This window comes from Stackebrandtia sp. (assembly GCF_035643755.1).
Lineage (GTDB): Bacteria > Actinomycetota > Actinomycetes > Mycobacteriales > Micromonosporaceae > Stackebrandtia.
In genome coordinates, this window is record NZ_DASQPW010000111.1 from 10963 (window position 1) to 26447 (window position 15485).

At 70.0% G+C, this 15485-nt stretch carries 16 protein-coding genes and 1 pseudogene; 12 read left to right on the plus strand and 5 right to left on the minus strand.

The features are described 5' to 3' along the window. The first annotated feature begins 620 nt into the window (after positions 1-620). Positions 621-1919 carry a glutamate-1-semialdehyde 2,1-aminomutase gene (hemL, locus tag VE172_RS08470; RefSeq protein ID WP_324799848.1) on the plus strand — a complete coding sequence of 433 codons (1299 nt, stop codon included), beginning with the start codon at positions 621-623 and terminating at the stop codon, positions 1917-1919. 5 nt (positions 1920-1924) lie between these two features. Here the strand turns inward: hemL and VE172_RS08475 are convergent, their stop codons facing one another. Further along, a complete protein-coding gene (locus tag VE172_RS08475) occupies positions 1925-2302 on the minus strand; it encodes a nuclear transport factor 2 family protein (protein ID WP_324799851.1) in 378 nt (125 codons plus the stop codon). A 65-nt stretch (positions 2303-2367) separates the two neighbouring features. Here VE172_RS08475 and VE172_RS08480 point away from each other — a divergent pair, with 65 nt between their 5' ends. The 8 genes and pseudogenes from VE172_RS08480 (at position 2368) to VE172_RS08515 (ending at position 9097) form a co-directional block, all read left to right on the plus strand. Then, positions 2368-3369: an RNA polymerase subunit sigma-70 gene (locus VE172_RS08480; protein ID WP_324799854.1), complete on the plus strand. Its 1002-nt coding sequence runs from the start codon at positions 2368-2370 to the stop codon at positions 3367-3369. Positions 3370-3374: 5 nt separating this feature from the next. Then, positions 3375-4025: a histidine phosphatase family protein gene (locus VE172_RS08485; protein ID WP_324799857.1), complete on the plus strand. Its 651-nt coding sequence runs from the start codon at positions 3375-3377 to the stop codon at positions 4023-4025. A gap of 11 nt (positions 4026-4036) precedes the next feature. Further along, positions 4037-4474: pseudogene (locus VE172_RS25680) on the plus strand (TlpA family protein disulfide reductase); the annotation flags it as partial. A 175-nt stretch (positions 4475-4649) separates the two neighbouring features. Further along, positions 4650-5396 (plus strand): cytochrome c biogenesis CcdA family protein, encoded by a 747-nt coding sequence (locus VE172_RS08495; protein ID WP_324799861.1) that lies wholly within the window; start codon positions 4650-4652, stop codon positions 5394-5396. Continuing rightward, positions 5393-6955 carry a cytochrome c biogenesis protein ResB gene (gene resB / locus VE172_RS08500; protein ID WP_324799864.1) on the plus strand — a complete coding sequence of 521 codons (1563 nt, stop codon included), beginning with the start codon at positions 5393-5395 and terminating at the stop codon, positions 6953-6955. The genes VE172_RS08495 and resB overlap by 4 nt, the downstream gene beginning before the upstream one ends. Next, the gene (gene ccsB, locus VE172_RS08505; RefSeq protein WP_324799867.1) at positions 6955-7965 is read left to right on the plus strand and encodes a c-type cytochrome biogenesis protein CcsB; all 1011 of its coding nucleotides are present in this window, start codon (positions 6955-6957) and stop codon (positions 7963-7965) included. The genes resB and ccsB overlap by 1 nt, the downstream gene beginning before the upstream one ends. 129 nt (positions 7966-8094) lie before the next feature. Next, on the plus strand, positions 8095-8526 hold the full coding sequence (locus VE172_RS08510) for a hypothetical protein (RefSeq protein ID WP_324799870.1): 432 nt from the start codon (positions 8095-8097) through the stop codon (positions 8524-8526). 175 nt (positions 8527-8701) lie between these two features. Continuing rightward, complete coding sequence (locus VE172_RS08515; RefSeq protein ID WP_324799873.1) at positions 8702-9097, plus strand: hypothetical protein; 396 nt, start codon at positions 8702-8704, stop codon at positions 9095-9097. A gap of 55 nt (positions 9098-9152) precedes the next feature. Here the strand turns inward: VE172_RS08515 and mqnP are convergent, their stop codons facing one another. The 3 genes from mqnP to VE172_RS08530 are packed head-to-tail and all read right to left on the minus strand — an operon-like array spanning position 9153 to position 12783. Next, positions 9153-10043, minus strand: coding sequence for a menaquinone biosynthesis prenyltransferase MqnP (gene mqnP, locus VE172_RS08520; RefSeq protein ID WP_324799876.1), 891 nt, complete (start codon positions 10041-10043; stop codon positions 9153-9155). Next, positions 10040-11497 (minus strand): menaquinone biosynthesis decarboxylase, encoded by a 1458-nt coding sequence (locus VE172_RS08525; protein ID WP_324799879.1) that lies wholly within the window; start codon positions 11495-11497, stop codon positions 10040-10042. Before VE172_RS08525 ends, mqnP begins: the two co-directional genes overlap by 4 nt. A gap of 8 nt (positions 11498-11505) precedes the next feature. Further along, the gene (locus VE172_RS08530) at positions 11506-12783 is read right to left on the minus strand and encodes a flavin monoamine oxidase family protein (protein ID WP_324799882.1); all 1278 of its coding nucleotides are present in this window, start codon (positions 12781-12783) and stop codon (positions 11506-11508) included. Between the two features lie 92 nt (positions 12784-12875). Here VE172_RS08530 and VE172_RS08535 point away from each other — a divergent pair, with 92 nt between their 5' ends. Further along, positions 12876-13496, plus strand: a complete 621-nt coding sequence (locus VE172_RS08535; RefSeq protein ID WP_324799885.1) for a UbiX family flavin prenyltransferase — start codon at positions 12876-12878, stop codon at positions 13494-13496. On the opposite strand, the gene VE172_RS08540 is transcribed toward VE172_RS08535, so the two are convergent. Next, positions 13493-13687 (minus strand): BldC family transcriptional regulator, encoded by a 195-nt coding sequence (locus VE172_RS08540; RefSeq protein WP_324799888.1) that lies wholly within the window; start codon positions 13685-13687, stop codon positions 13493-13495. The genes VE172_RS08535 and VE172_RS08540 overlap by 4 nt on opposite strands. Before the next feature lie 125 nt (positions 13688-13812). Here VE172_RS08540 and VE172_RS08545 point away from each other — a divergent pair, with 125 nt between their 5' ends. Together VE172_RS08545 and cds1 are read left to right on the plus strand one after the other, a co-directional pair. Continuing rightward, positions 13813-14271, plus strand: a complete 459-nt coding sequence (locus tag VE172_RS08545; RefSeq protein WP_324799892.1) for an Lrp/AsnC family transcriptional regulator — start codon at positions 13813-13815, stop codon at positions 14269-14271. Positions 14272-14281: 10 nt separating this feature from the next. Next, positions 14282-15379, plus strand: coding sequence for an L-cysteine desulfhydrase Cds1 (cds1, locus tag VE172_RS08550; RefSeq protein ID WP_324799894.1), 1098 nt, complete (start codon positions 14282-14284; stop codon positions 15377-15379). Positions 15380-15485 lie beyond the last annotated feature (106 nt).

A 15485-nucleotide genomic window follows, 5' to 3' on the forward strand; every position in this document is an offset into this window, starting at 1 on the left:
GAGGACCCGAACCGCGAGCCCGAGTCGACGCCAGCGGTGCGGCGGGCTAGATCGGGCCTCGGGGTTCCGTGGCCGAAGCTCGCGGAGAAGAAGGACCAGGCCAATCGGATGGCCCAGGGCTCGATCGCCGAGTCCACGCCGGCGCTTCCGCGGCGGACCTCCCCCTGCCACGGCATTGACGGGGGACAGTCCAGCCATCGACGCCGATCTTGGCCTCGACCCTGTGAGTCCACAGTGGCCTAGTCGGGCCCGACGTAACACCACGACCACTCCCGTTCACGAGGTCGTCCACAACACCGCGACGGGAGGTGCGGCCACAGCTGACGGGCCCATCACGGCGCGGGCGACCACACCCCAGACGCCACCGACCCCGCCGATCACCGAACCCGCCAGTCACCCCGACCCAGCGCGTCCACAGTGGCGCTCGTGGGTTACGACGCATTGCCACGACCAAACCCACTCACAGGGCCATCCACAACTCCGCGACGGGAGGTGCGGCCACAGCTGACGAACTCGTCACGGCGCGGCCGACGGCACCCCAGACGCCGCGGGGCGCGTCGCGCGCCACGGCGCGACCCTCCCGGGCCCCCGCGCCGCGTTCGTGTGACACGCTGACGGACGTGTCTGACTTGTACGACGAGCAAGCCCCCGCCTCCGCCGAGCTGTTCGATCGGGCGCGCAGGGTGGTGCCGGGCGGGGTGAACTCGCCCGTGCGCGCCTTCCGCAGCGTCGGGGGAACGCCGCGATTCATGGTGCGCGGAACGGGCTGCTTCCTTTACGACGCCGACGATCGGCGCTACGTGGACCTGGTGTCGTCCTGGGGTCCGCTGATCCTGGGTCACGCGCACCCCGCCGTGATCACCGCGCTCACCGACGCCGCCGCGCACGGCACCAGCTTCGGGACGCCCACGCCCGGGGAGGTGACGCTGGCCGAGGAGATCGTGGCCCGCACCCCCGTGGAGTCGGTGCGGCTGGTCAACTCGGGCACCGAGGCCACGATGAGCGCGCTGCGTCTGGCGCGCGGGGCCACGGGGCGCGACAAGGTGATCAAGTTCGCGGGGTGCTACCACGGGCACGTGGACGGTCTGCTGGCCGCCGCGGGCTCGGGGGTGGCCACACTGGGGCTGCCCGACTCGCCCGGCGTGCCGTCGGGGACCACCGCGGACACGATCGTGTTGCCGTACAACGACATCGCCGCCGTCCGCGAGGCGTTCGCCTCCCACGGCGACGCGATCGCCTGCGTCATCACCGAGGCCGCCGCGGGCAACATGGGCGTGATCCCCGGGCGCAACGACTTCAACAAGGCGCTGTACGAGGAGTGCCACGCGCACGGGGCGCTGCTGATCCTCGACGAGGTGATGACGGGCTTCCGCGTCGCCGCGGGCGGGGTCGCCGACCGCGCCGACCTGTACACCTACGGCAAGGTGATGGGCGGCGGGCTGCCCGCCGCCGCGTTCGGCGGGCGCACCGACCTGATGGAACAGTTGGCGCCCAGCGGTCCCGTGTACCAGGCGGGCACCCTGTCGGGCAACCCGTTGGCGTGCGCGGCGGGCCTGGCCACGCTGCGGCAGTGCACCGACGAGGTGTACACGCGCCTCGACGAGACCGCCGCCCGCCTCAAGCAGCTGGCGTCGGAGGCGTTGACCCGCGCGGGCGTGAAGCACCGGGTCTCCTCGGCGGGCAACATGTTCAGCGTCTTCTTCACCGAGGGTCCCGTCAACGACTACGACGACGCCCGCCGCCAGGACACCGCCGCCTACGCCGCGTTCTTCCACGAGATGCTGCGCCGCGGCGTCTACCTGCCGCCCAGTTCCTTCGAGGCGTGGTTCGTGTCGGCGGCCCTGACCGACGAGGCGATGGACGTCATCGCCGAAGCGCTGCCGCCCGCCGCGGAGGCGGCGGCCTCCGCGGCGAGTTAGGGGCGTTACCCCCGGCCCGCGGCCCTTTGGGCCTCGACGAAGGGCAGGCGGTCGAAGATCAGCCAGACGCGGGCGATCCTGCCGTCGGTGACGGTCAACCATTCGGCGCCCGGTGCGCTGTCCCTGACGTCGGTGCCCGCCTCGTACATCAGCAGAGCGCTGTCGCCCGTGCCGTGCGATGCCAACAGCTCGGCGTGCTTCACGCGCTTGGCGAAGCCCCCGAAGAACTCGGCGTAGGACTCGGCGCCCGCGATGGGGCCCGAGGGCACCGTGCACTCGACGTCGGGCGCCAGATACCCCCAGGCCCGTTCGAGGTCGCCCTGGCTCCAGGCGCGGTAGTACTCCAGCGCGACGCGCAGTCCCTCGTCGACGTGATCGTTCATGTCTCCTCCTCTTTGTAGGCTTTGGCGACGTGGAGACACCCGAACCTCGTCGATCGGAACGCACGGTGACCGACATCACGTCGACCCTGGAGGCCGCGCGCCGCGGTGACCACGGCGCCTTCGAGGCCCTCACCCGCCCCCACCTGCGCGAACTCCACGTCCACTGCTATCGGATGCTGGGCTCGGTCGACGACGCCGACGAGGCGCTGCAGCAGACCCTGATCGCGGCCTGGCGCGGCATCGCCGACTTCGAGGGGCGGTCCTCGCCGCGCACCTGGCTGTATCGCATCGCCACCCATCGATGCCTCAACGCGATTCGGGACGGCAAGCGGCGTCCGCCGCCGGTGCCCGAGCCGCCGTTTCCGCCGCCGGCCGCCAACGGCAGCGTCGACGTCGGCTGGCTCCAGCCGTACCCCGACGCGCTGCTGGACGCCGACCCCGCCCGCCGCGCCCAGACCCGCGAATCGGTGGCGCTGGCGTTCGTGTCCGCGCTGCAGACCCTGTCGCCCCGCCAGACCGCCGCGCTGCTGCTGTGCGACGTGCTGGGCTTCACGAGCGCCGAGACCGCCGACATGCTCGACACCACCGCCACCGCCGTCAAGGGCCTGCTGCAACGGGCCCGCGCCAGCACCCCGCCCCCCGCGCCCCCCGCCGACGCGGGCGAGGAGTCGCTGGCGCGGCGCTTCGCCGCGGCGTTCACCGCCGACGACGTCGACGCCGTGGTCGACCTGCTCACCGACGACGCGTGGCTGACCATGCCGCCCGCCGACGAGGAGTACCGCGGCCGCGCCGCGATCGCCGGGATGCTCGCCGCCAGCGCCGCCGCGCGCGACGGCCGCCGCTTCATCCTGCGCGCCACCCGCGCCAATCGGCAGCCCGCGTTCGCCTGTTACCGCCGCGACCCCGAGCGGCCCATCGCCCACGGCACGGGCGTCATCGTCCTGACGATCGAGCGCGGCCGCGTCGCGGGGATCACGCGCTTCCTCGGGCGTCGGCTGCACGAACGCTTCGGAATGCCCGCATACATCGACGCCGCGTCGAAGCCCGCCGACGGGGAACTACTGTAAAAACCGTGAGTGAGCAACAGACCGTCGTGCACCTGCTGCGGCACGGGGAGGTCCACAACCCGACGAAGATCCTCTATGGACGCATCCCGGGTTATCGGTTGTCGGCGCTCGGCGTCCAGATGGCCGAGGTCGCGGCCAAGTCGCTGGACGGTCTGGACATCACGTACCTGGTGTCGTCCCCGCTGGAGCGCGCGCAGCAGACCGCCGTGCCGCTGTCGACCCAGTTCGGCCTCGACATCGACACCGACGACAACCTGATCGAACCCACCAACCACTTCGAGGGCAAGCGGGTGTCGGTGGGAGACGGGGCGCTGCGCGACCCACGCAACTGGTGGGCGCTGCGCAACCCGTTCGCCCCGTCGTGGGGCGAGTCGTACCTCAGCGTGGCGCAGCGCATGCGGGTCGCCCTGGAGTCGGCGCGCAAGCGCGCGCTCGGCCACGAGGCGGTGTGCGTGTCGCACCAGCTGCCGATCTGGACGCTGCGCCGATACCTCGCGGGCCAACGGTTGTGGCACGACCCGCGCAAGCGGCAGTGCGCGCTGGCCAGCGTCACGTCCTTCCACTTCACGGGCGACAGCCTCACCGGCGTCCGCTACAGCGAGCCCGCGCGGGCGCTGATCGACTCGGCCGACGCCTCGCCGTCCAAGGGAGCCTGATCAAGGTGCGGATGTCGCGTCGCAATCTGCTGTGGCTGGCGCCCGCGGCCGCCCTGGCGGTGGCGGGATGCACCAACGACCAGCTGGCCGGCAACAACGACAACGGCCAGACGATCTGGTACACCGACGTCGCCAAGCGCCCCAAGTCCCCGAAGCTGTCGGGCAAGGACCTCCAGGGCAAGGCCGTCCACACCCCCGCGTCGGGCGTGATCGTCGTCAACTTCTGGGCCTCGTGGTGCGCGCCGTGCCGCCGCGAGGGGCCCGAACTGGTGAAGGCCGCCAAGAAGACCAAGGGCCGGGCCGACTTCTTCGGCATCAACATCCGCGACGACAAGGACAAGGCCAGGGCCTTCGAAAGGGACCTCGGCGTCGACTACCCCTCGGTCTTCGACCCCTCGGGCCGCCTGTCCCTGAAGTTCACCTCCGTCCCCCCCAACACCATCCCCGCGACGGTGCTGGTGGACCCCAAGGGAAGGGTGGCGGCGGTGTTCCGCAAGGAGCTCACCGCCGACACGCTCGTCGAGGCGATCAAGGACCTCGACGCGAAGTTATGCCCCCGCACGCGAGCGCCCCGGCGAATGGTTCTACTGTCAGTAGAATTCGTTTGTCGTGTGAGGTTCACCCATGAGCTCCCCCTTCGCCGATCTGGCGTCCAACGGCCCCCTGTTGGTCGCCGTCGGCGTGTCGGCCCTGGCGGGTCTGGTGAGTTTCCTGTCGCCGTGCATCCTGCCGCTGGTCCCCGGGTATCTGTCCTATGTGACGGGCCTGTCGGGGACGGACGCCGCCGCGCCGCGCCGCGGCCGGGTGGCGGCGGGCTGCGGGCTGTTCATCGCGGGGTTCACCGTCGTGTTCACGGTGCTGAGCTTCGCGGTCTCCAGTCTGGGCAACGCCCTGGCGACCAACGCCGTGTGGCTGGAGCGGGTCGCCGGGGTGCTCATCGTCGTGATGGGCCTGGCCTTCGCGGGCCTGATCCCGGGCTTCGACCGGATCGTGCGGGTCCAGAAACTGCCGCGCGCCGGGCTGCTGGCGGCCCCGGTGCTGGGCGCGGTGTTCGCCCTGTCGTGGACGCCGTGCCTGTCGCCGACCCTGACGGCGGTGCTGGCGCTGTCGGTCACTCAGGGCGGAACCGGTCGCGGGGTCACGCTGGCCATCGCCTACTGTCTCGGGCTCGGCCTGCCCTTCCTGCTGTTCGGTCTGGGATTCCGCAAACTCATGGATGTATTCACATTTCTTAAACGACACTCGCGGCTGGTGGCCCGCGTCGGCGGCATCGCCCTGATCCTCATCGGCCTGGCGCTCGTCACCGGGCTGTGGGGCGACGCCATGAACTGGCTGCGCGCCGCCGTCGGCCCCGGGGAAGTGGGCATATGAGCACCACCGCGACACCCCGCCGTTCCGTCACCTCCATCCTCCGGCGCTGGTGGCGCCAGCTGACCAGCATGCGCACCGCCCTGGTGCTGCTGCTGTTCCTCGCCATCGGCGCCATCCCCGGTTCCCTGCTGCCGCAACGCAACCTCAGCGCCGACAAGGTCAGCCAGTACTACGCCGACAACCCCTCGCTGGCCCCGATCGTCGACCGCCTGTGGGGCTTCGACGTCTACTCCTCCCCCTGGTTCGCCGCCATCTACCTGCTGCTGTTCACCTCCCTGGTGGGCTGCCTGGTGCCGCGGCTGCGCGACCACATCCGCGCGCTGCGCCGCCAACCCCCCGACGCCCCGTCCCGCATGTCGCTGCTGCCCATGCACCGCGAACTGCCCAGCGGGCTGGAGGCCAAGAAGGTCGCCGACGTCTTGCGCCGCAACCGTTTCCGCGTCGCGGTGCGCGAGAAACCCGACGACGCCACCACCATCAGCGCCGAGAAGGGCTTCCTGCGCGACTCCGGCAACCTGCTGTTCCACTTCTCGCTTCTGGCCCTGTTGGCCGCCATGGCGTTCGGCGCCCTGTACGGCTGGCATGGCAACCGCATCCTGGTGGCCGGGGAGGACGGCGAGTTCTGCGACTCCCTGCAGCAGTACGACGAATACGGCCTGGGCCCCAACAAGGACGCCACCGACCTGCCGCCGTTCTGCCTGCGGCTGGACCACTTCACCGACGACTACCTGCCCAGCGGCCAGCCCACCAAGTACATCGCCTCCGTCCGCTACGGCACCGACGGCGCCGCGCCCACCACCCCCTACGACCTCCAGGTCAACCACCCCCTGGAACTGAGCGGCGCCAGCGTCTTCCTGCTCGGCCACGGCTACGCCCCCGTCATCACCTACCAGGACCGTTACGGCGACAAGCAGACCACCGTCGCGCCGTTCCTGCCCGACGAGGGCACCCAGACCAGCTCGGGCGCGGCGGTCTTCCCCGACGCCAACATCAACCCCAAGACGCACACGGCCGACAAGGACTCCGAGATCGCCTTCCAGGGAATGTTCATCCCGGCGGTCCCCGACCAGCCGCCCTACACCCAGTCCACCTCCCCCCTGCCGAAGAACCCCGCGCTGATGCTCACGGCCTACAAGGGAGACACCGGCCTGGACTCGGGCCAGCCGCACTCGGTCTACTCGATCGACCAGAAGCAGGTGTCCTCGGGCGCCCTGAAGGTCGTCGACATGAAGAAGAAGATGCTCAAGCTCCACCAATGGTCGACATTGGACGACGGCACCAAGGTCAAGTTCTCCGGCCTGCGCGAGTACGCCACACTGGAGATCCGCGACGACCCGGGCGAGACCTTCGTGCTGGCCTCGGCGGTGCTGATCCTGCTCGGGCTGCTGCCCGCCCTGCTGGTGCGCCGCCGCCGGGTGTGGGTGCGGCTGGGCGACACCGGCGAGCTCGGCGGCCTGGCCCGCACCGAATACGACGGCTTCGGCGAGGAATTCGACCGACTGGGCGAGGCCATCGCCGCCACGCCGACTCGCGAACCGGACAAGATTGGAAGCGATTGATGGGTACCAACGGACTCGCCGAACTGTCCAACGCGACGTTCGTCGCCGCGATCGTGCTGTACGCGGTCGCCATGTTCGGCTACGCGATCGAGTACGCCTTCTCGCGGCGCGCCAGCATGGCCGCCGAATCCGAAGTGGAACACCGGGAGCTGGTCACCGTCGGCGCGGGCGGCGATCTCCCCGCCGACGACGCGCCCGAGCCCGACGACGCGCCCGCCAACAACTCCGGCATCACCCCCGCCCAGGCGCTCGCGGCCGGGAAGGTCGGCCTCGTCGCGATGATCGCCGCCGCGGTCGTCCACGCCGCCACCCTGGCGCTGCGCGCCGGTGCCGTGGGCCGCTGGCCGTGGGGCAACATGTTCGAGTTCATCGTCGCGCTGTGCCTGGTGTGCGTCGTGGTGTGGACCGTCGTGGTGGCGCGCGGCCTGGTCGCCCGCCGGCTCGGCCTGTTCACGATGCTGGCCGTGGTGCTGCTGCTGGGCTGCGCCACCCGCGTCTACACCCAGGCCACGCCGCTGGTGCCCGCCCTGAACTCCTACTGGATCGCCATCCACGTGCTGGCCGCCATCATCGCCACCGGGCTGTTCCTCACCGGGTTCGTCACCGCCGTCCTGCATCTGATCCGCCGCAACTACCACCGCGTCACCGAACGCGGCGGCACCCTGCGCTTCCCCTTCACCATCGCCCCCCGGCTGCCCGAGGAGTCGAGGCTGGAGACCCTCACCTGGAGGCTGCACGTCCTGGCGTTCCCGATCTGGACCTTCGCGGTGATCGCCGGCGCCATCTGGGCGCGCGAGGCGTGGTCGCGGTACTGGGGCTGGGACCCCAAGGAGGTGTGGGCGTTCATCGCCTGGGTGGTGTACGCCGCCTACCTGCACTCCCGCGCCACCGGCGCGGGCGGCCGCAGGTTCGCGCCGTGGATCGCCATCCTGGGTTGGGGCGTCATCCTGTTCAATCTCTTCGGCGTCAATCTCTTCGTGCACAGCATGCACTCCTACGCCGGGGTGTGACGTCCCTAAAGGACTGACCGCGGTCCCCATTTCGTGCCAAAAGGCCTGACCGGGCTTTTCGGCCGACATACGCGGGGTTTATGGTTTCGGTGTTCAAACCGCCCCTTCGAACCGTGAAATAAGGACCTGATGAGAAAGCTTGTACGCGGCGGAATCGCCGTCGCCGCCGCCGGAATGCTCGCGTTTGGCCTGGCCGCCTGCAAGGTGTCCAGCAGCGGGAGCGGGGACGACGGCAAGAAGGACTCCGCATCATCGTCGCTGACCTGTGACGACCTGTCCGACCAGGTCAACAAGAACGCGCCGGACGACACCACCCCGATCTCCAAGTTCGAGCCGAAGAAGTTCGACAAGCTGGCCGGCTGGATGGTCGACAACGGCAAGAACTTCGAGAAGAAGGACCTGGGCAAGGCCGTTACCGAATGGGGAACCGACGCGGGAACCTACTTCGACGTGAAGAAGCAGATGTCCGACGCGGACCGCAAGAAGTTCGAGGACGCCGCCGGCACCATCGCCGGCAACTGCAAGAACATCGGCTTTGAGATCGACAAGACGCAGCAGTAGCTCTACCACCACTCCCTGGGCCCCGGCCGGACGAACGGAAGTCCACGGCCGGGGCCTTTCGCGTCCCCTACTCCCCAATTCGTGCCAGCAACCGCTTTCCAGGTGGCGGCGATCCCGGCCAAATCGCTAAGGTTCCCCGCGTTCCCTTTCCCCACAACAACTCCCTAAGGAACCGATGAGTCACTATGTACGCGGCGGTCTGGCGACCGTCGCCGCCGCCATGCTCGTTTTCGGGCTCGGCGCATGCGGCGCGATCAAGGAGGCGGCGTCGAACGCCTCGGACTGCACCGACCTCAAGTCCCAGGTCAAGGAGGATGCTCCCGACGACACGAAGGCGATCTCCGATGCCGACAAGGACGGGTTCGCCAAGCTCACCTCCTGGATGGTGAAGCACGGCAAGGAGTTCGACGACAAGAAGCTCGGCGACGCCGTCACCGAGTACGGCACCGACGCCGACGCCTACTTCCACGAGAAGAACCTGTCCGAGTCGAAGCACAAGAAGTTCGAGGACGCCAACAACACCATCGACGACAAGTGCCCGGGTCTCGGCTTCGGTTTCTCCGACAGTTAAACCCCGACAACCCCTTCGAGACCCCGACGGATGCCCGTCGGGGTCTTCGCGCGTCTCAGCGGACCAACAGGTCGGCGAGGGCGAACCCGAACAGGGCGATGCCGACGAAGCCGTTGGCGGTGAGGAAGGCGCGGTTCACCCGGGACAGGTCGTGCGGCGACACGATCGCGTGCTCGTAGACGAACGCCGCCGCCGTGGCCGCCAGCCCGACCCAAAACAGCCACCCGAAGCCGCAGGCCAGGCCGAACCACACGAACAGCCCGAAGGTGACGGCGTGGCTGACGGTGGAGGCGTGCAGCGCCGCGGCCACGCCGAAGCGGGCCGGGGTGGACCTCACGCCGATCTCGCGGTCGACGTCGACGTCCTGGCAGGCGTAGATCAGGTCGAAGCCGCCGATCCACAGGCCCACGGCCAGGCCCAGGACGATGGCGGGCCAGGCGCCCGCGAACGTCCCCGACACCGCCAGCCAGGAACCCACCGGCGCCACCATCTGGGCGATGCCCAGGATGGCGTGCGGGAAGCTGGTGAAGCGCTTGGCGTACGGGTAGACCACCAGCGGCACCACCGCCAGCGGCGACAGCACCAGGCACAGTGGATTCAGCAGGGCCGCGGCGGCGAAGAAGATCACCAGCGACACCGCGCTGCCGACGTAGGCGGTGCGCAGCGACACCGCGCCGGTGACCAGCTCGCGCTGGGCGGTGCGCGGGTTGCGGGCGTCGATGTGGCGGTCGATGATCCGGTTGGCGGCCATGGCGAAGGTGCGCCCGGCGACCATCGCGACGGTGACCAGGCCCAGCACCGGCCAGTCGACCCAGCCCCCGCCGTGGTGCTCCAGCCGCATGGCCGTCAGCGCCGCCAGGTACGCGAAGGGCAGCGCGAACACCGAGTGCTCGATGACGACCAGCTTGAGGAAGGAACGGGCGCCCGAGGCGATCGTGGTGCTCACAGGCCGTACTCCGTCCACCGTCTGTCCACTGTCGCCTTGACCGCGGCGGTCATGGTCGCCACGTCCGGCCAGCCCCGATCGTAGCCCTCGGTGGGCAGCTTGGCGGTGGCGTCGATCCCGGCCTTGCCGCCCCAGAACTGTTGGTACGACGCGTGATCCAGGTGATCGACGGGGCCCTGGGTCACCAGCAGGTCGTGGTCGTAGTCGACGTTGCCGAAGGCGCGCCAGGCGACCTCGGCCAGGTCGTGGACGTCGCATTCGTCGTCCACCACGACGATCAGCTTCGCCAGCGACAGCAGGTGCGCGCCCCAGATCGCGTTCATCACCTTGTGGGCGTGCTTCGGATAGCGCTTCCTGATCGACACGATGACGCAGTTGTGGAAGACGCCCGGCTCGGGCATGTTGTAGTCCACGATGTCCGGGATCAGGAGCTTCAGCAGCGGCAGGAAGATCCGCTCGGTGGCCTTGCCCAGGCCGTAGTCCTCCTGCGGCGGCTTGGAGGTGACGATCGAGTGGTAGATCGGGTCGGTGCGGGTGGTGACGCACTCGACGTGCAGCACCGGGAACTGCTCGACCGGTGTGTAGAAGCCGGTGTGGTCGCCGAAGGGGCCCTCGGGGTGCCGCTCGCCGGGCTCCACGTAACCCTCAAGGATGATCTGGGCGTGCGCCGGGACCTGGAGCGGCACGGTGAGGCAGTCGACCATCTCGACGCGCTCGCCGCGCAGGAAGCCCGCGAAGAGGTACTCGTCCAGGTCGGCCGGGAGCGGCGCGCCCGCGGCGTAACACACCACCGGGTCGGCGCCGATCGCCACGGCCACCGGCAGCCGCTCGCCGCGCCGCTCGGCCACGGCGTGGTGGGCGGTGGAGTCCTTGTGGATCTGCCAGTGCATGCCCAGCGTCTTGTGGTCGTGCTGCTGCAGGCGATACAGGCCCAGGTTGCGCTTGCCGGTCTCGGGGTGCTTGGTGTGCGTCAGGCCGAAGTTGTGGAAGACGCCGCCGTCGCCGGGCCAGGTCTGTAGGCCCGGCAGGCGATTCAGGTCGACCTTGTCTCCCTTGTAGACGACCTGCTGACAGGGGGCGGTGCGCACCTTCTTGGGCGGCACCGACTTCAGCTGCATCAGCTTGCCCAGGCCCTCGCGGATCCCGGCGAAGCCGACGGGCAGCTCCGGCTTGACCAGCTCGCCGATCCGCGCCCCGATCTCGTCCAGATCGGACACCCCCAGCGCCCTGGCGGTGCGCTTGGCGGTGCCGAACAGGTTGATGGCCACCGGCATGTCCCCGCGGGTGGGGTTGTCGAACAGCAGGGCGGGGCCGTGCTCGCGCACCACGCGCTGGGTGATCTCGCTGATCTCCAGGGTCGGGTCCACGGCGGCGGACACAGTCTTCAGGTCGCCGTCGGCCCGCAGCGCGGCCAGATACCCGCCCAGGTCCTCGAAGGGAAATTTCGCTGCCACGCCCCCATCTAACCCGACACGGGCACCACCGCCGACGCCGCCGTCGGGGCGCGGTGGATGTCGCGGGCCGCGCGGATGCCCGATTCCAGGGCGCCCTGGACCCACGCGTGATGAAGCGAACAGTGCTCGCCGGCGAAGTGGACGCGGCCCTCGGGTGCGGCGATGTCGGGAAGCAGCCGATCGAGCGTGCCGGGTTCGAACCGGGCGAAGGCCCCGCCCGCGTAGCGGTCGTTGGACCACGCCCAGGACGCGCCGATCTCGAACTCCTCGTGGATCTCGGGGTGGATGCGCGCCACGTCGGCGATCGCCCGTTCAACGCGGGCGGGCGCGTTCATCCCCGCCCAGGCCAGCGCGTCGCGGCCCCAGGTGCACGACGCCAGCAGCACGCCGCGCGGCGTGGCCGGGTCCGAAAAGGACGGATACACCACGCGCCGGATCGACAGCTCGGTGGCGGTGGTGCCGCCCACGATGTCGTACTTCGGGTGCTCCCAGAAGCGGTGGCGCACCTGGAGAAACACCTTGGTGGCGGCGGCGTAGCGCACCTGGTCGATGGCGCGGCGCCGTCGCGGCGACAGTGCGAAGTCCACACGCGACAGCGCTGGCAGCGGCAGCGTGCAGATCGCGTAGTCGCCGTGCACCGCGAACCGCCCGGCCGCCGTCTTGTAGTGCACCGTCACCGACTCGGCGTCCTGCTCCACCGCGATCGCCTCGGCGCCCATCCGCACGTGCCGCGACACCGGGCGAAACAGCGCCTCGGTGAGCCGGTCGGCGCCGTCGGCGATCTCGAACGCGTCGGCGAACGGGTTGTCGGCCGCGCCGCCCCGGTGCTCCAGCAGCTGCTCCAGCGACAGGTGGTCGCGGTCGTCGGCGACCGAGGGGCGGCCGTCCAGGTGCAACAGCGCGCGCGGGTTGCCCATGGCGAACGGCCGCAGCCCCACCCCCAGCACCTCGCAGTAGCGCAGCGTCAGCTCGTGCGACCGGGGGATCCGCGCCGCACCCGCCTCGGCGCACAGGCCCGGCGCGAAGCCCCGCAGCGTGTACACCCGCCCGCCCACCCGGTCGCGGGCCTCCAGCACGATCGGCTGATGCCCGGCGCGGGCGAGCTCGAACGCCGCCACCAGACCCGCCGCCCCGGCGCCGATCACGATCACCCGCTTGGGGACATCGGGGCCCTCCCCCAGCCCGCCGTCGGCGGTGGACAACGCCTCGGCGGACGGCGGCGGGGCCGCGTCCGGATCGGGCTCGTCGGATTCGGGGTACGTCTGTCGGCTCCCGTGTGCGTCCATGATCACCCTCCCGTGTCGAGGCCGATGTTAGGACGAAGACGTCACACGCGGGCGCCGCTTCACCCAAGCTTCACGTGATGCACCCTTGAGGTATGCGTTCTCCGTGGATCGTCGGCGTCTCGGGTGCCTCGGGCACCCCGTACGCCCGCGCCGTCCTGGGCGGCCTGCTGGACGCCGGCGAGGCCGTCGATCTGGTGGTGTCGCGCGCCGCCCGCCTCACCCTGCTGGACGAGACCGGCGAGTCGATCCGCGACGCCCACTGGAAGGACGACCTGGGCGCCTGGCTGGGCCGCGACATCGCCACCGACGACCTTCAGTACTGGCCCGCCGGCGACCTGGCGGCCGGGCCCTCCAGCGGTTCCTACCGCACCAGGGGAATGGTGGTGGTCCCCGCCTCCACCGCCGCCTGCGCGGGCATCGCGCTGGGGCTCAGCAAGGACCTGCTGCAGCGCGCGGCGGACGTGAACCTCAAGGAGCGGCGGCCGGTGGTGATCGTCCCGCGCGAGACGCCGGTGCCGCGCAGCCACCTGGTGCATCTGCTGGAACTCCACGACGCGGGGGCGACGGTGCTGCCGGCCAGCCCGGGCTTCTACGCGGGCGCCATGGAGGTGCAGCAGCTGGTGGATTTCGTGGCGGGTAAGGTCTTGGACGCGATAGAGGTGCCGCACTCCCTTTTCGAACGCTGGAAGGGCGAGTTGGGTTCCGGCCGCTAGTCGACCGTGGCGGTGTCGCCGAGTTCACCCTCGAGCAACGCCCGCACCTCGGATTCTCGGAAACGGCGATGGCCACCGGGCGTCCGGATGCTTCCGATGCGACCCGCGGCTGCCCAACGAGTCACGGTCTTCGGATCGACCCGGAACAACGCGGCAACCTCGCCGGGAGTCAACAGTCGATCGTTGTCCATGACTCCTCGCCCCTCTTGAAAACGTACTGAATGCCCTGGTAGGCACGTATGACCCCATTAGAGCACCAAACGGGGCATTACACCAGGTGATCATCGACATCTTTCGGTCAGGTTAGGCTCGCCGGATGGACGATATCGACCGGCGAATCGTACGGCTGCTGCAAGACAACGCCCGGATGTCGTATGCCGAACTGGCCCGGCAGGTCGGCCTCACCTCCCCCTCGGTGCAGGAGCGGGTCTCCAAGCTGGAACGCAACGACGTCATCACGGGTTACCGCGCCCAGGTCAACCCCGAGGCGGTGGGGCTGGGGATCACCGCGCTGGTCGGCCTGGTGACCACGGCCGGCAGCGAATACGCCGACGTCGCCGATGCCGTCCAAGACATCGACGAAGTCGAATCCTGCTACTTCATGGCGGGCCAGGAGTCGTACCTGCTGATGGTGCGGGTCGGCGCCATGGCCGAGCTGGAGCACCTGGTGACCCGGCTCAGCCGCCTGCCCGGCGTCGGCGGCACCCGCACCACCGTGGCGCTGTCGACCAAGTGGGAGTCCCGTCCCCAGACGCGAGGTCTGTCACACGATTAGGGTGTCCGGCATGGACACCCTCGACCGCTGCTGCGACCAGACCCGTGGCTGGGTCAACGACGCCATCGCCGCGGTCGCGGCCGACGCCAACCGCAGCGCCGACACCCACCTGCTGCCGTTCCCGCTGTGCGGCGACTGGGGCATCGACCTGTATCTGAAGGACGAATCGGTGCACCCCACCGGAAGCCTGAAGCACCGGCTGGCCCGCTCGCTGTTCCTGTACGCGCTGTGCAACGGCTGGATCACCGAAGGCACGCCGGTGATCGAGGCGTCCAGCGGCTCCACCGCCGTCAGCGAGGCGTACTTCGCGCGGATGCTCGGCCTGCCCTTCATCGCCGTGATGCCCGCGACCACCAGCGGCGAGAAGATCGCGCTCATCGAGTTCCACGACGGCGTCTGCCACCTGGTGGAGGACCCGTCGAAGGTGGTGTCCACGGCGCGGGCGCTGGCGGCCGAGCGCGGCGGCCACTACATGGACCAGTTCACCTACGCCGAGCGCGCCACCGACTGGCGCGGCAACAACAACATCGCCGAGTCGATCTACCAGCAGATGGCGGCCGAGCGGCACCCGATCCCGGCGTGGATCGTGGTGGGAGCGGGCACCGGCGGCACCAGTGCCACGGTGGGCCGCTGGATCCGCTACCAGCGGCACTGCACCAAGCTGTGCGTCGTGGACCCGGAGAACTCGGCGTTCTTCGACGGCTGGCGGGACCACGACCCCGAGGCCACGGTGGCGGCGGGTTCCCGCATCGAGGGCATCGGGCGGCCCCGGGTCGAGCCGTCGTTCATCCCGACCGTGGTGGACCGCATGATGAAGGTGCCCGACGCGGCGTCCGTCGCCGTGCTGCGCGAGGCGTCGGCGAAGCTGGGACGGCGGCTGGGCGGCTCGACGGGCACCAATCTGTACGCCGCGTTCGCGCTGATCGCCGAGCTGCGCTCGCGGGGCGAGACCGGCAGCGTCGTGACCCTGCTGTGCGACTCCGGGGATCGCTACGCCAACAGCTACTTCAGCGATTCCTGGGTGGACGGTCACGGCCTGGATCTGGCCCCCTACACCGAAACGGCGCGCCGCTTCATGTCGACCGGGGAGTGGGTCGAGCCGTCCTAGCCGCCAAAGATCCGTGACCACCACGGATGCGGCCGCGGGCTCGGCGACGGATAGTCGTACGTGACGCGAGCGCGTTCGACGCCGAGGCCTGGCGGGTCGGCTTCGG